The organism is Rhizobium lentis (genome assembly GCF_017352135.1).
In the GTDB taxonomy this organism is placed as follows: Bacteria; Pseudomonadota; Alphaproteobacteria; order Rhizobiales; family Rhizobiaceae; genus Rhizobium; species Rhizobium lentis.
The window spans coordinates 4149638-4168361 of sequence record NZ_CP071454.1; the positions used below are offsets into that span (position 1 = coordinate 4149638).

The 18724-nt window shown below is 63.2% G+C and carries 18 protein-coding genes; 9 read left to right on the plus strand and 9 right to left on the minus strand.

The genetic code is table 11. From position 1 onward, the window contains the following. The first annotated feature begins 55 nt into the window (after positions 1–55). On the plus strand, positions 56–751 hold the full coding sequence (locus J0663_RS20270; RefSeq protein WP_207242149.1) for a TetR/AcrR family transcriptional regulator: 696 nt from the start codon (positions 56–58) through the stop codon (positions 749–751). A 432-nt stretch (positions 752–1183) separates the two neighbouring features. Here the strand turns inward: J0663_RS20270 and J0663_RS20275 are convergent, their stop codons facing one another. Then, a complete protein-coding gene (locus J0663_RS20275; protein ID WP_207242150.1) occupies positions 1184–2611 on the minus strand; it encodes an MFS transporter in 1428 nt (475 codons plus the stop codon). Between the two features lie 138 nt (positions 2612–2749). Between J0663_RS20275 and J0663_RS20280 the strand changes: the two genes are divergently transcribed. Both J0663_RS20280 and J0663_RS20285 read left to right on the plus strand, forming a co-directional pair. Then, on the plus strand, positions 2750–3712 hold the full coding sequence (locus J0663_RS20280; RefSeq protein WP_207242151.1) for a LysR family transcriptional regulator: 963 nt from the start codon (positions 2750–2752) through the stop codon (positions 3710–3712). Positions 3713–3745: 33 nt separating this feature from the next. Beyond that, on the plus strand, positions 3746–3970 hold the full coding sequence (locus tag J0663_RS20285) for an alkylphosphonate utilization protein (RefSeq protein ID WP_207242152.1): 225 nt from the start codon (positions 3746–3748) through the stop codon (positions 3968–3970). Between the two features lie 38 nt (positions 3971–4008). Here J0663_RS20285 and J0663_RS20290 read toward each other — a convergent pair whose 3' ends face one another. The 3 genes from J0663_RS20290 to J0663_RS20300 form a co-directional block, all read right to left on the minus strand. Continuing rightward, on the minus strand, positions 4009–4815 hold the full coding sequence (locus J0663_RS20290; RefSeq protein ID WP_207242153.1) for a transglutaminase-like domain-containing protein: 807 nt from the start codon (positions 4813–4815) through the stop codon (positions 4009–4011). An 87-nt stretch (positions 4816–4902) separates the two neighbouring features. Next, on the minus strand, positions 4903–5817 hold the full coding sequence (locus J0663_RS20295) for a transglutaminase family protein (RefSeq protein WP_207244551.1): 915 nt from the start codon (positions 5815–5817) through the stop codon (positions 4903–4905). A gap of 478 nt (positions 5818–6295) precedes the next feature. Continuing rightward, positions 6296–6451 carry an entericidin gene (locus J0663_RS20300; RefSeq protein ID WP_207242154.1) on the minus strand — a complete coding sequence of 52 codons (156 nt, stop codon included), beginning with the start codon at positions 6449–6451 and terminating at the stop codon, positions 6296–6298. Positions 6452–7130: 679 nt separating this feature from the next. Between J0663_RS20300 and J0663_RS20305 the strand changes: the two genes are divergently transcribed. After that, positions 7131–7385 carry a GlsB/YeaQ/YmgE family stress response membrane protein gene (locus J0663_RS20305; protein WP_207244552.1) on the plus strand — a complete coding sequence of 85 codons (255 nt, stop codon included), beginning with the start codon at positions 7131–7133 and terminating at the stop codon, positions 7383–7385. Between the two features lie 77 nt (positions 7386–7462). Here J0663_RS20305 and J0663_RS20310 read toward each other — a convergent pair whose 3' ends face one another. Further along, a complete protein-coding gene (locus J0663_RS20310; RefSeq protein WP_207242155.1) occupies positions 7463–7744 on the minus strand; it encodes a hypothetical protein in 282 nt (93 codons plus the stop codon). A 219-nt stretch (positions 7745–7963) separates the two neighbouring features. Between J0663_RS20310 and J0663_RS20315 the strand changes: the two genes are divergently transcribed. From J0663_RS20315 to J0663_RS20335, 5 genes are read left to right on the plus strand one after another with little or no spacing between them, the layout of a single operon-like run. After that, positions 7964–9856 (plus strand): SurA N-terminal domain-containing protein, encoded by a 1893-nt coding sequence (locus tag J0663_RS20315; protein ID WP_207244553.1) that lies wholly within the window; start codon positions 7964–7966, stop codon positions 9854–9856. A 12-nt stretch (positions 9857–9868) separates the two neighbouring features. After that, positions 9869–10885 carry an anthranilate phosphoribosyltransferase gene (gene trpD / locus J0663_RS20320; RefSeq protein ID WP_207242156.1) on the plus strand — a complete coding sequence of 339 codons (1017 nt, stop codon included), beginning with the start codon at positions 9869–9871 and terminating at the stop codon, positions 10883–10885. Positions 10886–10894: 9 nt separating this feature from the next. Beyond that, complete coding sequence (gene trpC, locus J0663_RS20325; protein WP_207242157.1) at positions 10895–11707, plus strand: indole-3-glycerol phosphate synthase TrpC; 813 nt, start codon at positions 10895–10897, stop codon at positions 11705–11707. Between the two features lies 1 nt (position 11708). After that, positions 11709–12206 (plus strand): cyclic pyranopterin monophosphate synthase MoaC, encoded by a 498-nt coding sequence (gene moaC, locus J0663_RS20330; protein ID WP_207242158.1) that lies wholly within the window; start codon positions 11709–11711, stop codon positions 12204–12206. After that, the gene (locus tag J0663_RS20335; protein WP_207242159.1) at positions 12203–13426 is read left to right on the plus strand and encodes a molybdopterin molybdotransferase MoeA; all 1224 of its coding nucleotides are present in this window, start codon (positions 12203–12205) and stop codon (positions 13424–13426) included. Before moaC ends, J0663_RS20335 begins: the two co-directional genes overlap by 4 nt. A 6-nt stretch (positions 13427–13432) precedes the next feature. Here the strand turns inward: J0663_RS20335 and J0663_RS20340 are convergent, their stop codons facing one another. From J0663_RS20340 to J0663_RS20355, 4 genes are all read right to left on the minus strand, one after another. Further along, positions 13433–14098: a class I SAM-dependent methyltransferase gene (locus tag J0663_RS20340; RefSeq protein ID WP_207244554.1), complete on the minus strand. Its 666-nt coding sequence runs from the start codon at positions 14096–14098 to the stop codon at positions 13433–13435. A 43-nt stretch (positions 14099–14141) separates the two neighbouring features. Then, positions 14142–16067, minus strand: coding sequence for a DEAD/DEAH box helicase (locus J0663_RS20345; protein ID WP_207242160.1), 1926 nt, complete (start codon positions 16065–16067; stop codon positions 14142–14144). A gap of 98 nt (positions 16068–16165) precedes the next feature. Further along, positions 16166–18019, minus strand: coding sequence for a CHASE2 domain-containing protein (locus J0663_RS20350; protein WP_207242161.1), 1854 nt, complete (start codon positions 18017–18019; stop codon positions 16166–16168). A gap of 5 nt (positions 18020–18024) precedes the next feature. After that, positions 18025–18543: a FecR domain-containing protein gene (locus J0663_RS20355; RefSeq protein WP_207242162.1), complete on the minus strand. Its 519-nt coding sequence runs from the start codon at positions 18541–18543 to the stop codon at positions 18025–18027. Between the last annotated feature and the right edge of the window lie 181 nt (positions 18544–18724).

Here is an 18724-nt window from a genome sequence, read left to right on the forward strand (position 1 = left end):
GACATCCGTCACTTTGTCGGCTTAAAACGGTGTCCTGGTCATTTGGGAAAGACGCATGGCAGCCAAACGCGGCGGCGCTCAGGACAAACATCAACGGAAAGCTGCACCGGCCTCCTCCACGGAAAAACCCCGCAGCGAACAGCCTCTTTCGCTTGAACGGATCATAGCGACAGCGGTGGAACTGCTTGATGCCGAAGGCGTCGACGGACTGAAGATGCGTCGGTTGGCCGACCGCCTCGGTGCGGGCGCCATGAGCCTCTATTGGCACGTCGACAACAAGGAGAAAGTCTTTGATCTCGCGCTCGACTCGGTGCTTGCATATCGCAGACCGTCGCATCTGATCGAATCTCCGAACTGGCGAGGCGCGGTCTTTCATATGCTCGAAGACTGGCGCGCCAGCATGCTGCGCCATCCCTGGTCGGCATCGCTGCTGCCGCGTCGGGCGCTCGGCCCGAACATCCTCGGCCGCCTGGAACTGCTGGGCAGGATCCTGTCCGGAGCCGGCGTGGCGGAGAAAGACTTGAACGGCGCGATATGGTCGCTTTGGAACTATGTGATGGGCGCCACCATCACGCGTGCGAACTTCGATCATTCCGATGAAGACATGGTCGCCGCGCAGCAGCGCCTTGCGCATCTCAGCGAACAATACCCGACGATCGAGCGTACCCGTCTGCTGTTGGATAATGATTGGGACGGCACCTTCAGGAAGGGCCTGGACTTCCTGCTTGACGGGCTTGTTCCGACACAATGAACAGGGGGCTTAGCGCGCCGGCTGATCAGCATGCTCGGTCGCGACGCTGACCAGAGGTTCTTTCACGCCCCAACCTCGCGAGATACAAGCTTGGCGATGTGGTGAAGGTGCACCGGGACATGCAAGAACGCCGGACGCGTCGTTCAATCGTCCACATGCCGTGACGCTTGAATAGCGTTAACGGACGGCAGTATCCGTTCACGACAACATCGAATATATCAGCATGCCGATGGATCCCCAGAAGAGAACCGGCGTCAGTATCATCCCCGCAAAGAATATCTTGGTCACCACTAGAACTCCGTAAATCCGTCCCGCGGCGAAAACCTATTGCAGCGAATAGGGGTTTGGTATGGGCACGAAGTCTGGGTCGGATCGGACCTTGGTCTAGTCTCGCTCGGCGGCTTGCCGGCCTGCTTCTGAAATCGGTCGGCCTCAGTGCCGCGCGGGCGCGCGGCCTCGGCGGTAAATCGCGGCCGCGATAGCCAGTGCCGCAGCGATCAATATGGCGGCGATGGCAAAGGTGATCTGCATCCCCGAATGAATGGCCTCGGGACGTGCCATCGCGACATCCGATGTCCCCGACGCCTGCGCGAATACCGCGCCCATGACGGATGCGCCGGTAATCAGCCCGAGATTGCGCGACAGATTGAGCGTGCCCGAGATGACACCGCGCTGGCCGGGGCCGACATCTGCCATGACGGCGGTGTTGTTGGCCGCCTGGAACAGCTGGTAACCGGGCGTCAGGATGGCGATGGCGGCGATGTAGCCGGCCGTTCCCGGAAGCACGGCAAGTGCGATGGCGCCGGTCGTCATGGCGACAAGGCCTGCGGTGATTACGAATGGCGCCTCCAGACGATCGACCAGGCGGCCGGCCGGAACGCCGCTGAGGATGGAGATGACGGGGCCAACCGACATGACGGCGCCAACGGCCGCCTCGCTGAGCCCGAGCGCGCCGGAGAGATAGAACGGCGCGACCACCAGCGTCGCCATCATCACCGTCGAGACGAGCGCGTTCATAGCCAGGCTGGCGCTCAGCATGGGATCGCGCAACACCGCCAATCGGATCAGCGGCGACGCCGCTTTCGACTCGGAGAAGACGAAGAGACCGGTCCCGAAAGCGGCAGCCGTCAGCAGGGAGAGGTTCAGCAAGCCGAAGCTGCCCCGCCCGATCGTCATCGCCAGTGCATAGGCCGAAAGCGTCAGGGCAAGCAGCACGGTGCCGGCCATGTCAAAACCGGCCCGCTCGGTTTTGCCCTTGCTGATATCGGCAGGCAGAAAGCGATAGGCGAGAGTGAAGCTGACGACGCCGAGCGGCACGTTGATAAGGAAGATTGCCGGCCAGCCGAGCCCGGCGATCAGGGCGCCGCCGAGCGACGGGCCGAGAGCGGTACCAATCGCCGACATGGTTCCGAGCAGCCCCATGACGCTGCCGGTCCTCGCCTTCGGTACCGTCTCGCCGACAAAAGCCATGGCAAGGGCCATCATCATGGCCGCGCCGAGACCTTGCACCGCACGCGCGGCGGTCATCAGCCAGAGCGCCGGCGCAAGCCCGCAGAGGACGGAGGCTAGCGTGAATAGCAGGATGCCGAGAAGCAGGAGCCGTCTGCGGCCGGTCATGTCGCCGAGCCGCCCGACGCTGACGACCAGGGTGGTGATGGCCAGGAGATAGGCCAGCATGATCCATTGCGCGTCCTGGAAAGAGCCGTCGAATGCCTGTGCAATGGCCGGCAGGCCGACATTGGCGATGCTCGTGCCGAGCGATGGCAGCAGCACGGAGAGGCAAAGGCTGGCGAGCGCCCAGCGGACGGAATAGCGGCGTTCGGCGACTGTTTCGCCTTGTTCTGCAATGATCGGCTTCAACAGGACCTCCATGTTCACGCCCCTGAAACGGAGCCATCGAAGCCTAGCCCTGCCGCCGGCATGGCGGAACACGCAGCATTTGCACTTCATTCATGCGTTTGACGCCACATCACGGGGAAACCGTGTTATAGCGCCTGCATGTCGACCCCTGATCTTAACCTGCTTGTCACCCTTGATGTCCTGCTTGCCGAAGGCAGCGTTGCCCGTGCGGCTGAGAGGCTGCGGCTCAGCCCATCGGCGATGAGCCGGGCGCTGGCGCGTTTGCGCGAGGCAACGGGCGATCCGCTGCTGGTGCGCGCCGGCCGCGGCCTGGTTCCGACACCCCGGGCGCTCGAACTGCGCGAGCGAGTCGGCCGCATCGTCGAGGATGGTCGGGCGGTTCTGCGTCCTGCCGAAGCCCTTGATCTCGGCCGGCTGGTTCGGACGTTCACGCTGCGCGCCAGCGAAGGTTTTGCCGAGAGCTTTGGCCCCGATCTCATTGCTCGTCTCAGGGAGCAGGCCCCCTGCGTGCGGCTGCGCTTCGTCCAAAAGCCGGACAAGGACAGTACCCCGTTGCGAGACGGAAGCGTTGATCTGGAAACCGGTGTCGTCGGCGAGGCGACGGGACCGGAGGTGCGGGCGCAGGCCCTGTTCCGCGACCGGTTCATCGGCGTCGTGCGCATGGGACATCCTCTTTGCCGCGATGAGATCACGCCTCTACGTTACGCCGCCGGCGGCCACATCGCCGTCTCGCGCCGCGGACTCGACAGAGGCGCTATCGATGACGCTCTGAATGCGCTCGGGCTGGAACGGCAGGTCGCTACCATCGTCGGCGGTTTTTCCACAGCGGTCGCCCTTGCCCGCGCATCCGACCTCGTCGCCAGCGTTCCTGAACGGCATACGGCAGGCTTGCGGGCGGGAATGCACAGTTTTTCCCTTCCCGTTCCGACGCCGGAGCTTACGGTCTCATTGCTTTGGCACCCGAGGATGGATGCCGATCCCGCGCATCGCTGGCTGCGCGGCTGTGTTCGTGAGGTCTGTTCAGCCGCGGATCGGGGCAGGACAGCGAGAATCGGACGCGACGGGACGAGGCTGGTGATTGACACTCCCTCGTCGCCGTGATTTTCCCCTCTCGCATCATCAAGCGAGGGCATCATGGCCGACGAAATTATTGTGAAGGACAGCAACGGAACCCAGCTTCACGACGGCGATTCCGTGACCTTGATCAAAGACCTCAAGGTCAAGGGCACGTCGGAGACGCTGAAACGCGGAACGTTGGTCAAAGGAATTCGTCTGACCGACAATCCCGGCGAAATCGAGTGCAACACCAAGCAGGTCAAGGGCCTTGTTCTCAAAACGGAATTCCTGAAGAAGGCGTAGGATCTGCATGCGGCAGCCCATGGGTCCGTGGCAGCAACTTACGGCAGTTCCTCAGTGATCACCTCGAAGCGGGAAAGCGTCGCCGGGCCGAAAGCCGTCGACATCGCGACGTCGGTGGCATCTCTGCCTGTCGCCATCAGAATTCTGCCGATACGCGGGGTGTTGTGGCGGGCATCGACCGTATGCCAGTGACCGCCGAGAAAGACCTCCAACCAGGCGCTAAAATCCATCGGATTGGGATCGGCCGGAACGCCGATATCGCCGAGATAGCCCGTGCAATATCTCGCAGGGATATTCATGCATCGACAAAGCGCGATGGCGAGATGGGCGAAGTCGCGGCAGACGCCGCTCTTGTCGATGAAGCCGCCATGCGCGGTTCTGAGAACGTCGGCTTTCTGGTAGTCGAAGGTGATGTGGTTGTGCACGAAATCGCAGATCGCCTGCACGCGCGCCCAACCGGGCGGTGTCGATGAGAAGCTTGCCCAGGCGAAATCCGAAAGCCTGTCTGTGTCGCAGTAACGGCTGCCGAGCAGGAAGACGAGCACCTCGTCGGGCAGGTCCTTGATCGCGTGCTGCACCGCCTCGACGGGCACGATGTCGGCTTGCCCGGTGTCATAGATCTCGAACTCGGTGGAAATCGTCGTCAGCCCCGGCGGCGCGACGATCCGGCTGCAGGCATTGCCGAAGCTGTCGGTATATTCCCAGGCTTCGATCGGCCGGTCGAACGTCAGGACCTGCTCGCTCAGAAGATCGGCGCGGCGGGAGGGGTGGATGTTGAGGACCAGCAGCATCGGCGTCGGCTGTATGCATTCATAACCCAGATGAAACCCGGCGCGTATTCTCATGATGTCTTCCTCGTCGCGGCTCCGCATCGGCGGAGGTGACTATGGAACGTCGATCGCCTTCGCCGGTTCCCGCAGGGCCGAAGACTGTCACCGCGCCCGTCGCGCCTCGGCCGGGCTGCTGGTCATTGGCGGCCGGGTGGTCACGTTGACCTGCACGGTCATGCCGTCGAAATCATTCCCATCTCCATCATAGCTGCCGCTCAGCGGGATCGCCTGATGCGGATCGCGGGCAACGGCCACACGGATGAGATCGCGATTGCCGACAATTCCGTTGGTGGGGTCGAACTCCACCCAGCCGGCCCCCGGAAGGTAGACCTGGCACCATGCATGCGTGGAGCCGCCCCCGAGCACGGTGGAGCCATCTCGGTCGGGAACGTAGACATAACCCGTGACGAAACGGGCGGCGAGGCCAAGCGCGCGTGCGGCCTCCATCATCAGCAGCGCGAAATCGCGGCAGGTGCCGGAGCGAAGCCGCAAGGTCTGTCCCGGGGTCTGCGTTCCGTGTTCCAGCCGCCTCGCATAGGCGAAGCTCTCGCGAATGGCATAACAGAGCGTCATCAACAGGTGTCCGGTCTCCGTCGCCCGCCCCTGGCGCACGAACCGGCTTGCCCAGCGCCCGACCTCGTCGTTCGAGTCGGGATAATGGCGTTTCATTGCCGGCGCGAGGTCGGTAATCTCCTCCTTGTCGTAGGAGAACGGATAGGTCAGGGCTGCGTCGTCGACCCGGAGATCGAGGGCAACCTGAGGCGTATGATCGAGAGTGATCCAGGTTTCGAAACGAAGCTCGGACGCCGGCCTCGAAATATTGATGAGCGCCACGCAATTGCCGAAAACATCGTGAATCCAGCGCACATGACTTTCCTCCGGATAGGTCGTCAGAGACGCTTCGATCAGCCGCTGATCGAAACTGTCGCGCGGCCGGAACATGAGCCGATGCTCACCGAAATGGACCTCCCGGAGGTAACGATAGGACGTGATGTGGCGGACGGAGAAGATCGTCATTGGTGGCCGCCGGATGATCTGTTCACCTTGCTGCTCCAGGGCGGCGGGGCCGCCTCTTGCTTGCGGAAGCGCCCTGCCCGCTTCCGCTCTCATCCTAATTTCTTGTCATATAAGCAGATTCAAAAGCTTGCTATTGTACCTGCATCGATCCGCGGCAGAGCCGTTCAACCCAAGGAGGATACCATGCATATCATCTGGGACGTTCTTACGCTGCTGCTGACGATCGGCTCGCTCTATGGCGGTCGCGAATACCGGATTATTCGCGCCCGTGCCCGCGCTCAGAATTGGGGCAACTTCTGATCTCAATCTGGCGACCGATGCAGTCATGATTTCGGTCGCAGTTGCGTCCAACGAAGCAACATCCAGCGCTTAAGATAATGCTGTATCAGTCAAGACGGTCTCCATCCGTCCATTCTCTCTGTTAGTTGAGGCCCGCCTTACCCCAGGCGGGCTTTTTCTCGATGGCCCGTCGCCTGAATCACTTCTTGGCGCCGGCCGACAGCACCCGATGCGTCGCATCATCCATCGCATGGCTCGCCTGCTGTCCATCCTTCTTCAGTCCGTAAGCAGTATTGCCGCAGCCCGAAAGTGTCAGCAGGCAGATGCAGGCAATGGCGATCGAAGCTTTTGGCATCAATTGTTCCCCGAATTGTGTGGCTTCGGAATAAAATGATGCGCTTCGCGCCGAAATCAATCCGCCGGCGGTCGGCAATGACGGTGAATTTTCAGTGAGTTCGGCCCCGCTGCCGAATAGATTCAGTTGCACCCTGGCAAATCCGCAGGCAACGGAATCGATACCGCCCACTCCAACGGATGAAATGGCGGCGGTCAGTCGATCCCGCGGAAATTTCCGTCAAATATCGAACTGTATTTTGCAAGGCGGCATCCTTGCATCGCGTATGCGATGGCATCCTCTTATGCTCATGGAACTGTCACAAGTTACTCACACGCGGACCCCCACTCGCGGTCCGAGTATTAGTTATTCTCCTAGGAGAAGAAATTATCGCAACATTACGATACTATAAGTTTTACTCAAAATGGATACTTAACTAACTATTAATAATAATCTTGCGCAGCGTCTGCTTCGGCTTATCCTTTACTAAAATGGAGAAGAAGATGTTTAGCAAAAGCCTGATCATGCCGTTTGGTTTCGCCATGCTCGCCATTGCCGGCCTTGCCTTCCAACTTGCCGTTTACGCACTGGAGACACCGGTCACCGTGCTGCCCCACTGAGCGCATAAGTTCTTCCAGGAGTGGAAGTTTTCTTCATATCATGCATTCTTGCGAGTCGGTTCACCAGGAGGAAGATGACCATGGAGAGTGCAGGCGTGGGTTGGATTGCAGCCATCATTATTGGCGGGATCGCCGGATGGCTGGCGGAGAAAGTCATGAGCAGCAGCATGGGCGTGCTCATGAACATATTGCTTGGCATCGTCGGCGCCATCGTCGCCAACTGGATCCTGGGTCTGCTGAACATCCAGCCGTTGGCGGGATGGCTGGGCTATCTGATCACCGGGTTCGTCGGTGCCTGCATTCTGATCGCGATCGGGCGCGCCATCCGCCGGTAAACTGGCCGCTTTAGTGAGGACATGAAGCCAAGCCGGGCGTTTTTCGCGTCCGGCTTTTGTCTGTCCGAAATGCCATTTCAGCGGCGGCTCAGAAGGCCGAACATATAGGCAATGCCCGCCGTCACCGCGAGCGCCATGATCGGTTCTTCGCGAACCTTGTCGCGCAGCCGTTCCGTCAGCAGCGAAGCTTCGTCCGTAACCACCGACTTTGCCCCTTGGCCCAGCGCCCGCACACTGTCCGTCAGTCTGGAGAGATCGTCACGGAGTGCCGTGACCTGCGCCGACAGATCGTCTGCTGCGATATCCGCCTTGACGCGCGCAGCGGTGGATTCGGCGGAAGCGGTTTTCAATTCTGCCATGGTCTGCTCCTGTTTGATGGGATGCCGCTTCAACGAAATGGCGACCCGAAAGGTTCCGCCGGAGCCGATCTTTTGTTCACCATCAACCCCTTGTCTCGCTACCGCACGGCTGCGCAGCTTTTCGCGTGACAACCCTTCATTTCCTGTCGGCTTTGTTTTAAGGAACGTCGAATGTCTGCCCGCGCGCGGGTCAATGAATATTGCGAGGTTTGCGTTTCCATGTTCCATTTTCTGAGAAGAGCTGCTCAGACCTGGGTTGCCAAGCTGCTCCTGCTTCTCTTGGTCGCCTCCTTCGGCGTCTGGGGCGTGTCGCATCAGCTGTTTTCGGGCGGCAACAGCACGACGGTCGTGACCGTCGGCGATCAGCAAGTGGGCGTCAACGAATTCCACCTCGCCTATCAGCGCCAGGTGGCGAGCCTCGGCCAGCAATTCGGCATGCGCCTCACCCCCGAGCAGGCCCGCGCCTTTGGCGTCGAGCAGCAGGTGCTCTCCCAGCTTGTTGCCGGCGCTTCGCTCGACCAGCTCGCCGAAGATATGAAACTCGGCCTGTCCGAGGATCGTCTCGCCCAACTGATCGGCGAGGATCCGGCTTTCAAGGCTGTCAACGGCCAGTTCGATCGCGATCTATTCGTCTCGCGCCTGAGCAATGCCGGCATCCGCCAGGACGATTACATCAAGGAGCGCAGCAAGGTCGCCGTCCGCAGCCAGATTGTCGATGCCATTTCCAATGGCTTTACCGCGCCGAAGACGCTGGTCGACGCAATCAAGCTCTATGGCGATGAAAGCCGTAGCATCGACTACCTCTTGCTGACCAACGCCAATATCGAGCCGATCAAGGCGCCGGCCGACGAGGTGCTGGCGACGTGGTTCGAGGGCGTCAAGCAGCGTTACCGTGCGCCGGAATATCGCAAGATCGCCTATCTCAAGCTGCAGCCGGCCGATATTGCCGATGCCGCAACCGTTACCGACGACCAGATTCGCGAGGCGTTCGACAAGGGCAAGGATAGCTATCGCACGCCGGAAAGGCGCACGATCGAGCAGCTGACCTTCACCAGCAAGGATCTTGCAACCGCCGCCGAAACCGCGCTGAAGAGCGGCACCAGCTTCGATCAGCTGGTCTCCGACCAGGGCAAGACGGCAAGCGACGTGCTGCTTGGCGAGTTCACCAAGGACAAGGTTCCCGACCAGGCCGTCGCTGATGCCGCTTTTGCAGTTTCCAAAGATGGCGCCACGACGCCGGTCGTCGACGGCTCCTTCGGGCCGGTCATCCTGCGCATCACCAATATCAAGCCGGAAACGGTGAAGAACTTCGACGAGGTGAAGGAGGATATCCGCAAGCAGCTGGCGCTTTCCAACGCTTCTCAGGAAGTGATCAACGTCCATGACCGCATCGAGGATCTGCGCGCCGGCGGCTCGACGCTCGAAGATATCGCCGGACAGCTGAAGCTCAAGGCCGTAACCGTCGACGCCGTCGATATGACCGGCGCCGACAAGGATGGCAAAGAGGTCAAGGATATTCCCGTCAAGCAGCAGCTCATTGGGGAAGCCTTCAAGACGGAGGTCGGCGTCGATGCACCGCCGCTTCCGATCGGCAATGACGGTTATGTCTGGTTCAACGTCCGCGAAATCACGCCCGAGCGAGACCGCCCGATCGCCGAAGTGCGCGAGAAAGCAGTCGAGGACTGGACGGCGGAGCAGCAGAAGGCGGAACTCGCCAAGAAGGCCGACGAATTGAAGGCACAGGCGCAGAAGGGCACGGCGCTTGCCGATATTGCGACGCCGCTCGGCATCGCCGTCGAAAGCAAGAGCGGCATCACCCGCTCCACCGACGACCCGGTTCTCGGCCGCGCCGCCGTCAAGGCCGCGTTCTCCGGCCCGGTCGATACGGTCGCGAGCGCCGTCGGCGCCGATCCCTCGACGCAGATCCTGATGAAGGTCACCGAGGTCAACAGCCAGCCGACAGGCGACGTGCTGAACAACCGCGATGCGCAGATCACCGCCATGGCCAATGCCGCCGGCGATGATATTCTCGACCAGATGGTCAATCTGCTGCAGACGCAGTATGGGGCTTCGATCAACCAGACGCTCGCCGAACAGACGGCGGCCCGCTAGGAGACTTGGCCTATGACCGATCTGAAGCCGTTCCTGGCCAAAGTCGCAAGCCGCGAGCCGCTGACGCGTGACGAGGCCCGTGCCGCCTTCGACATCCTGATGTCGGGCCAGGCGACGCCCTCGCAGATTGGCGGCTTCCTGATGGCGCTGCGAGTGCGTGGCGAAACCGTCGACGAGATCGTCGGCGCCGTCACCACCATGCGGTCGAAGATGCTGACCGTCGACGCGCCGGCGGATGCCATCGACATCGTCGGCACCGGCGGCGATGCCAGCGGCACCTACAATATTTCGACACTGGCTGCCCTGATCGTGGCCGGCGCCGGTGTGCCCGTCGCCAAGCACGGCAACCGGGCACTGAGCTCGAAATCGGGCGCAGCAGACAATCTGGCGGCTCTCGGCGTCAATATCGATGCCGGCCCTGAGACGATCTCCCGCTGCATCACCGAAGCCGGCGTCGGCTTCATGTTCGCCCAGCTTCATCACTCTGCCATGCGTCATGTCGGCCCCTCCCGGGTGGAGCTGGCCACGCGGACCATCTTCAATCTTCTCGGGCCGCTCTCCAATCCGGCCGGCGTCCGTCGCCAACTGCTCGGCGTCTTCTCGCCGCAATGGCTGGTTCCACTTGCCGAAGTCATGCGCGATCTCGGCTCCGAATGCGTCTGGGTGGTTCATGGCGACGGCCTGGACGAAATCACCACGACCGGCGTCACAAAAGTCGCCGCGCTCGAAGACGGCAGGATCCGCAGCTTCGAACTGTCGCCCGCCGATTTCGGCGTCAGCCCCTGCATGCTCGCCGACATCAAGGGCGGTGACGGTGTCGCCAACGCCGCAGCGCTGCGCGAAGTGCTCGGCGGCGCCAGGAACGCCTATCGCGATGTCTCGCTTGCCAACGCCGCCGCCTCGCTGGTGATCGCCGGCAAGGCCGAGACGATCCGTGACGGCATGGCGCTTGCCGCGCATTCGCTGGACAGCGGCGCCACGGCACTTGCTCTCGACAAACTCATCGCCGTTTCCAACGATATCGACTAGGATTGGCCGATGACCGATATCCTGAAGAAGATCGAACTCTACAAGCGCGAGGAAATCGCCGCGGCCAAGGCTGCCGTACCGCTCGCCGACCTGAAGGCGATGCAGGCCGGCCAATCCGCGCCTCGCGGCTTCCATAGGGCGCTGCTTGCCAAGCGTGACGCCGGCCATTTCGGTCTGATCGCCGAGATCAAGAAGGCGAGCCCGTCCAAGGGGCTGATCCGCCCGGATTTCGACCCGCCGGCGCTGGCGAGGGCCTATGAGGCCGGCGGCGCTGCCTGCCTTTCCGTGCTGACCGACACGCCGAGTTTTCAGGGCGCCCCGGAATACCTGACGACGGCGCGGGCCGCCTGTGCCCTGCCTGCCCTGCGCAAGGATTTCATGTTCGAGACCTACCAGGTCCATGAGGCGCGCGCCTGGGGTGCCGATTGCATTCTGCTGATCATGGCGTCGCTGACGGATGACGATGCAGAGCGACTGCAGGACGAAGCTTTCTCGCTCGGCATGGACGTGCTGGTCGAGGTTCACGACGCACCGGAAATGGAACGGGCGCTGAAGCTTTCCTCGCCGCTCGTCGGCATCAACAACCGCAATCTGCGGACCTTCGAGGTCAGCCTGACAGTCAGCGAGACGCTGGCCGCCATGGTTCCCGCCGACCGACTGCTGGTCGGCGAAAGCGGAATCTTCACCCATGCCGATTGCAAGCGCCTGCAGGCCGTCGACATCAATACCTTCCTGGTCGGCGAGAGCCTGATGCGCAAGGACGACGTGGCGGCTGCCACCCGCGCGCTGCTCTTTGGCGAAGCCGCCCTCGCGGCCGAATGACATGAGCGGCGAGAAGCCCGGCCTCACCCATATCGACGCCTCCGGCGAAGCGCACATGGTCGACGTTTCCGATAAGACCGAGACGGTGCGCATCGCCACTGCCGAGGGCCGCGTGAAGATGGCGCCGGAAACCCTTGCGCTCATCCGCCAGGGCAACGCCAAGAAGGGCGATGTGATCGGCACGGCGCGCCTTGCCGGCATCATGGCGGCAAAACGCACCGCCGATCTCATCCCGCTCTGCCATCCGCTGATGTTGACGAAGGTCGCGGTCGAGATCGAAGAAGATGCTGCCCTGCCCGGCCTGCGCGTCACGGCAACCGCCAAGCTGACCGGCAAGACCGGTGTGGAGATGGAGGCGCTGACGGCCGTTTCAGTCGCCTGTCTGACGATCTACGACATGGCCAAGGCCGCCGACAAGGCCATGGAGATCGGCAGCATCCGGCTGCTCGAAAAGTCCGGCGGCAAATCGGGCGATTTCCGTCATCCGGAGGCAAGATGAACCTCTTGCCTGTCGCCGAGGCCTTGGATCGCTTGCTCTCCCATGCAAAGCCCGTCGCTGCGTCAGAGACGCTGCCGCTCGCCGAAGCCGAAGGCCGCGTCCTGGCGGCCGATCTGACGGCGCGCCTGACCCAGCCGCCCTTCAATGCTTCGGCCATGGATGGTTATGCGCTGCGCCGCGACGACGCGCCGGAGCCGGGCGCCGAGCTGAAGGTCATCGGCACATCCTCCGCCGGCCGCGGCTTCGAGGGAAGCGTGGGCAAGGGAGAGGCGGTCCGCATCTTCACCGGTGCGCCTGTTCCACTTGGCGCAGACAGCGTCCTGCTGCAGGAGGATGCCGAGAAGATCGATGGCGGCATCAGAACGAATTTCCCCGTGCGGCAGGGCCAGCATATCCGCCCCCGCGGCCAGGATTTTGCCGAAGGCGAAGTGGTGCTCTCTGCCGGCACCGTGCTCGATTTCTCGCGGCTGACGGTGGCTGCCGGCATGAACCGGCCCGATGTCGAAGTTCTGCGCCGCCCGCTGATCGCCATTCTCGCAACCGGCGATGAATTGCTGCCGCCCGGAAGCACGCCCGGCCCGTCCCAGATCATCGCCTCCAACACCTTCGGTATCGCGGCCCTTGCCCGCAAAGCCGGCGCCGATGTCATCGACCTCGGCATCGTTCCTGACGATAAGACCAAGATCACAGCCGCCATCGACAAGGCACGGAATGCCAAGGTGGATGTCATCGTCACCCTCGGCGGCGCATCGGTCGGCGACCACGATCTGGTGCAGGCGACGCTTGTTGAGGCCGGCATGCAGCTCGATTTCTGGCGCATCGCCATGCGTCCCGGCAAGCCGCTGATGGTCGGCAGCTTCGGCGAGACGCATGTGCTCGGCCTGCCCGGCAATCCGGTTTCGAGTCTCGTTTGTTCGTTGCTATTCCTGGAGCCGCTGATCCGCAAGATCGCTTCCCTGCCGCCAGCGCGGCGCGAGGCCACGGCGGAAGCCGCTGTCACACTGCGCGCCAACGACCATCGGCAGGATTATATCAGGGCAAAACTTTTGAAATCCGCCACGGGAGAATGGCTTGTCGAGCCCTTCGACAAGCAGGACTCGTCGATGATGAAGACCTTCGCCCATTCGGATTGCCTTATCATCCGCCCCCCGCACGCGCCGGAGCTGCCGGCCGGAGCCACCTGCCCGGTCATGCTGCTGCGGCCGGATCTTCTGGCGTAGAGTCTTTCAACCGTCGCTCGAGAGCAAGAAGACACCTGCCTGCACCGCTCTCCCACCCGCGCGCCCGCCGAAATCGGCCACCGCATGGGTCGCGATTCGCCTGAGTTCCGTTTGGGGCAGATCGACCCTCATTGGATCGCCGATCAGCACTTCGACGCCGGCCGCCTGGCAACGTCGCAGGAAGGCTATCACGCGCACGGCAAGGGCGGGATCGTAGAACAGGTCGCCGACCACGAGAACATCCGTCTCCGGCGGGGATGCCTCGATGATATCGGCGGCGATGACCGCAATAGTGACCCCATTGATCGCCGCATTCAGGCCGATCGCGGCAATGGCATTGGCATCAATATCGACCGCGGTGACCGCGCGTGCTCCGGCTCTCGCCGCTGCGATGGCAACCAGACCGGATCCGGCACCGAGATCGACAACGCGACGGCCGGAAACCGTTTCCGGCCGGTCGAGCAGATGGCGGGCAAGCACGGCGCCGCCGGCCCAGGGATAGGCCCAGTAAGGCGGCGGATCGACTTCTTCCCGGCCGGCCAGCCGCCAGAGCCCGCTCGCCGGCCCTGCGGTGTGCAACAGGATCTCCGGGATGGAGGGGACCGGTGAGATCGGCAGATTGGCCTCGATGAAAGTCACCGGATCAAGATCTGGCATGCCGGAGCGTTTCATCGTCATCTGACCCTGCCGATCATCAAGTCATGCTGAAACGAAATCAGCTGGGCTTCTTCTTGGAGAACTTGCCTTTCGGTCCAGCGCCGCCCTTGCCCTCATATTTGCCGCCCTCGAATTTCGGCTTGTCATATCTGGGCTTGTCGGATTTCTTGCTCCAGGGCTTGGCATCGCGTCTTTCCCCGCCACCATTCTCGGCTGCCGCATAACCGCCACTCGAACCCTTGCCGAACTTCTTCTTCGGCCGCTCGTCGCGGAACGCATCGCCCGGCCGTTCGTCACGGGATGCCTTGCCGGTATAGGCCTTCGGCGCCGGTGCCCGGCTGAAGTCGGGCGTGCCGGAAAGCCGCGTCACGCGGATCCCGCGTTCGAGCGCCTTGTTCGGTCCGATCGCATTGAGGAAGCTGTCGGCGCTCGCGGCCGCGATCTCCACATAGGTTTCCTCGGGTTGCATCTTGATCGCGCCGATCTCGCGTTTCGTGACATTGCCGTTGCGGCAGAGCATGGGGATCAGCCAGCGCGGCTCGGCGTTCTGCTTGCGTCCGACCGAAACGGAAAACCAGACGCTGGGGCCGAAATCCTCGCGCGGTCCCTTTTGCGCCGGCTCGTAAGGCGCGGCGTTGTCGCGGCGTTTGCGGCTGCGGTCTTCGTAGACCGAAACCTCGATCAGGTCTTCCGGCGCCGCATGGTTGGTGCGGTAAAGGCGCAGAAAGGCGGCGGCAAGCTTCTCGGCGCCATGGCTTTCGAGCAGCTGCTGGACCAGTCCCTGTTCTTCCTCCTGCGGTGCTTCGTGGAAGATCGGATCGGCAAGCAGCCGCTCGTCGTCGCGTTCGTTCACCTCCTCGGCCGACGGCGGCCGCGCCCAGGCAGCCGAAATCCCGGCATTCTCCAGCAGCCGTTCGGCTTTGCGCCGCGCGCTCAGCGGCACGATCAGGGCACTGATGCCTTTGCGGCCCGCTCTGCCGGTGCGGCCGCTGCGGTGCAGCAGCGTTTCCGGATTGGTCGGCAGGTCGGCATGGATGACGAGATCGAGACCCGGCAGATCTATGCCGCGGGCGGCAACGTCGGTCGCGATGCAGACGCGGGCGCGCCCGTCGCGCATCGCCTGCAGCGCATGGCTGCGTTCGTTCTGCGTCAGCTCGCCGGACAGCGCCACCACGGAGAAATTGCGGTTGTTGAAGCGCGCGGTCAGGTGATTGACGGCGGCGCGCGTCGAACAGAAGACGATGGCGTTGGTCGCCTCATAATAACGCAGCACGTTGATAATCGCGTTCTCGCGGTCGCTCGGAGCAACGACGAGCGCGCGATATTCGATATCGACATGCTGCTTCTCCTCGGCCGCGGTGCTGATGCGTACCGCGTCACGCTGATAGCTTTTGGCGAGCTTGGCGATTGCCGCCGGCACGGTGGCCGAAAACATCAGCGTCCGGCGCTCGTCCGGCGCCGATTCGAGAATGAATTCCAGGTCCTCGCGGAAACCGAGATCGAGCATCTCGTCGGCCTCGTCGAGCACGGTTGCCTTCAGCTCCGACATGTCGAGCGCATGGCGGCGGATATGGTCGCAGAGACGGCCGGGCGTGCCGACGACGATATGGGCGCCGCGTTCGAGCGACCGGCGCTCGCTGCGGATGTCCATGCCGCCGACGCAGCTTGATACCACCGCGCCGGTCATTTCATAGAGCCATTCGAGCTCGCGCTTCACCTGCAGGGCAAGCTCGCGCGTCGGGGCGATGACGAGCGCCAGCGGAGCGCCGGCAGCACCGAAACGATCGCGGCCGTCGAGCAGCGTCGGCGCCAGCGCCAGTCCGAAGGCGACGGTCTTGCCGGAGCCGGTCTGGGCCGAGACCAGCGCGTCGGAAGCAGCGAGCGCCGGGTCGAGCATCGCCTGCTGCACCGGGGTAAGTTCGGCGTAACCGCGCTTCTGCAACGCCTTGGCGATCGCCGGAACGACGCCGTTGAATTCTGTCATGAGTTCGATCTTTCGGAGCTATCAGGCGCAAAATGCGCCATGGCCGGAGCCAGCCGGCGGGATATTTGCGCCGTTCCTAGCCGCTCCCGCAGCGATTGTCAAAGCGTGCGGCTGCGCCACAGCCAGGCGTCGATATGGCTTGCCCGGCCGCGCAGCGCCGTTTCCATCGGACCCTCGATCCGGCCGGACTTGAGGAGCACGCTGTCTGGCCCGGCGGCGCGGACGATTTCAGCGCTGAGGGCCAGCTCGACACCGTGACTGGCAGCGACCTCCATCAGGCGGCTCCCGACATTGACCGTATCGCCTGCCGCTGTGATCTGCTGCCTTTCGCCGCTGCCAAGCCGCGAGGCGACGATCGGTCCGCAATGAGCGCCGACCTTGAAGCCGATCTTGTCGGCAAAGCCCGCTTGCGTTCGAAGCCAGGACCTTGTGCGCTCGCAGAGCCTGACAGCGCAGGCAACGGCCCGGGTGGCGTCGTCGTCAGCAGGCTGCGGCAGTCCGAAGAGGACCATCGCCCCGTCGCCCATGAAGCTGGTAATGGCACCGTGATGGGCGCGCGCCTCCTCGTCGATCAATTCGAAGAAGCCGCTCAGCACCTCGCTCACCTTGGCCGGTCCGAGTTTTTCGCTGAGGCCGGTAAAGCCTGAGAGATCGATGAAGACGACGGCGGCGTTCTGGCGCACCGGTTCGGCGAGGAAATTCGGATCGCGCGCCAGCCATTCTCCCAGACCTGGTGCCTCGATGCGCTGCAGCAGCGCGCTCTGCTCGGCGAAATGGCTGGCGCGGCCGCGGTCGCGCCAGAGCTCGGCCGCACCGAAGATCAACGCCGGTGGCAGCGCCGCGGCAATCGGCAGCGCCGCACTCAGCCAATAGCCATGCACAAAGGCCGAGAGATTGAAAATTGCCCAGACGACCAGCGTCAGTACGATGATGAGATAGCCCGCCGCACTCCGCCGCCAGGCGATCAGTGAGACGAGGATGAGCGGCAGGACCACGGCGGTGCCGGCATCGATCAGCCTTATCCTGTAGTCGCGCACCATGCCGTCGCCGGTGACGAGATGGGTAATTGCGGTCGACATCACCTCGACGCCCGGCATGACGGGATCGAAAGGCGTCGGGAAGACGTCGCCGCCGCCGGTGACGGTCGAGCCGATGACGACGATGCGGCCGGCGACAGCATCGGCCTGAAGCCTGCCATCCAACGCATCGACGGCGCTGAAGGTGGCGATGCTGCCGTGTCGGCCGTAGAAAGTCACGGGCAGGCGCTGGCCGAGATCCGTCGGAATGCGCAGCGCCCCGAGGACAACGGCATCGCGTTCGATGCTGGGATCGACACCGAGCGCCACGGAGGCGACGCGCAGCGGAAAAGCCGGATCCAGCCGGTTCGAGGCGCGCGAGATCAGCGGAATGAAACGAGGGGTGCCGGTCTGATCGGTGACGACGTTGACGATACCGACAGCTGCCGCCTCGGCAAAGCGGGGAAGCGGCATGAGCAGTTGGTCTGCTTCGGGGATCGCCGCAAGCGGATCGTCAGCCCTGTCGGCGACCCGCTGCCGGCTCTGCGCAAAGGTGGCCGCCGCCGCAATCACGCTCGGCCCGCGTCCAAGGGCCGAGGTCAGCGCCGCATCGCCCTCCCCCGGTCCCGGATCGACGAGCAGAATGTCGAGCGCCAGGGCCTTCGGCTTCAGGCCGGTGATCGCATCGACGAGACGCGCAAGTGTCGCCCGGCCGAGCGGATAGCCGTGGGTCGCCGCGGTGCGGTCGTCGATCGCCACGATCGAAACGACAGGTGGCGGCGTTCTTGCCCCGACTATGACGCTGCGGATATCGGCGAGCGAGGCCTCCATCCGGTCGAGAAGGCCGATTCCGCCGCTAAGATTGAGATAGCCGAGCGTCGCGCCCCAAAGACCGGCGAGCAGCAGCGCGATCACGGTCTGCTGGCGGTGATTCATGGCGGCTATTGGCCGAGGCGGGCAAGAAGGGCCGAGACGCGTGCCGCCGGCCAGCGACGGACGACGAGCGGTTCGGTTCCGCGCCCGACGTCAACGCCCTCGCCCGGCGACAGCACCACCGGTTCACCGGCCGGCCTGCGCACAGCCACGCTGCCCCTGACGACCAGCACCGAAGTTTTGCCAGCCGCGACGTCGACAGCCCATTGGGTGCCGCGCACGGCAGCAATCGCTTGCGGTGTCACCACCTGGAAACCACCCGCATGCTGGCTAGCGTCCACATCGACGAGAATGGCCTTGCGGCTGAGCGATGCCGAATCGGGGCTGCCGTCGCCGTTGCGATCCGCGAGGCGGAAAGAAGCGCCGGCCTCCGCCGTCACTTTGACGCCGCCGGGACAATTGAAAACTTGCCGGCCGCCGGCATCGCGCGACATCGCGCAACCGGCTGATTGCGCGAGCGCCGCTCCATGCGGAATGAGGCCGCCAGCAAGTGCGGCAACAAACAGGTTGCAAAACGTCATCTTCATGGAAAGCCCCCGTGACCGTGCGGCCCGGCTTTGCGAAAGCGCCCGCCCACCGTCTTCTTCCCAACCATCTTGTTCGATGTCCGTCATGATAGCCGAATTCGGTTATTTCCATAGAGCTTTTCCTGGTCAGATTGAAGCATTCTGCCGGAGCAGGTTTTCGTCAGGGCAAAGGCGATTGGGC

What these genes read in the sequence shown, in the direction of transcription:
- J0663_RS20270 (WP_207242149.1), top strand. Translation starts at nt 56, where the DNA reads ATGGCAGCCAAACGCGGCGGCGCTCAGGACAAACATCAACGGAAAGCT.
- J0663_RS20280 (WP_207242151.1), top strand. Translation starts at nt 2,750, where the DNA reads ATGTCGACCCCTGATCTTAACCTGCTTGTCACCCTTGATGTCCTGCTT.
- J0663_RS20285 (WP_207242152.1), top strand. Translation starts at nt 3,746, where the DNA reads ATGGCCGACGAAATTATTGTGAAGGACAGCAACGGAACCCAGCTTCAC.
- J0663_RS20290 (WP_207242153.1), bottom strand. Translation starts at nt 4,815, where the DNA reads ATGAGAATACGCGCCGGGTTTCATCTGGGTTATGAATGCATACAGCCG.
- J0663_RS20295 (WP_207244551.1), bottom strand. Translation starts at nt 5,817, where the DNA reads ATGACGATCTTCTCCGTCCGCCACATCACGTCCTATCGTTACCTCCGG.
- J0663_RS20300 (WP_207242154.1), bottom strand. Translation starts at nt 6,451, where the DNA reads ATGCCAAAAGCTTCGATCGCCATTGCCTGCATCTGCCTGCTGACACTT.
- J0663_RS20305 (WP_207244552.1), top strand. Translation starts at nt 7,131, where the DNA reads ATGGAGAGTGCAGGCGTGGGTTGGATTGCAGCCATCATTATTGGCGGG.
- J0663_RS20310 (WP_207242155.1), bottom strand. Translation starts at nt 7,744, where the DNA reads ATGGCAGAATTGAAAACCGCTTCCGCCGAATCCACCGCTGCGCGCGTC.
- J0663_RS20315 (WP_207244553.1), top strand. Translation starts at nt 7,964, where the DNA reads ATGTTCCATTTTCTGAGAAGAGCTGCTCAGACCTGGGTTGCCAAGCTG.
- trpD (WP_207242156.1), top strand. Translation starts at nt 9,869, where the DNA reads ATGACCGATCTGAAGCCGTTCCTGGCCAAAGTCGCAAGCCGCGAGCCG.
- trpC (WP_207242157.1), top strand. Translation starts at nt 10,895, where the DNA reads ATGACCGATATCCTGAAGAAGATCGAACTCTACAAGCGCGAGGAAATC.
- moaC (WP_207242158.1), top strand. Translation starts at nt 11,709, where the DNA reads ATGAGCGGCGAGAAGCCCGGCCTCACCCATATCGACGCCTCCGGCGAA.
- J0663_RS20335 (WP_207242159.1), top strand. Translation starts at nt 12,203, where the DNA reads ATGAACCTCTTGCCTGTCGCCGAGGCCTTGGATCGCTTGCTCTCCCAT.
- J0663_RS20340 (WP_207244554.1), bottom strand. Translation starts at nt 14,098, where the DNA reads ATGAAACGCTCCGGCATGCCAGATCTTGATCCGGTGACTTTCATCGAG.
- J0663_RS20345 (WP_207242160.1), bottom strand. Translation starts at nt 16,067, where the DNA reads ATGACAGAATTCAACGGCGTCGTTCCGGCGATCGCCAAGGCGTTGCAG.
- J0663_RS20350 (WP_207242161.1), bottom strand. Translation starts at nt 18,019, where the DNA reads ATGAATCACCGCCAGCAGACCGTGATCGCGCTGCTGCTCGCCGGTCTT.
- J0663_RS20355 (WP_207242162.1), bottom strand. Translation starts at nt 18,543, where the DNA reads ATGAAGATGACGTTTTGCAACCTGTTTGTTGCCGCACTTGCTGGCGGC.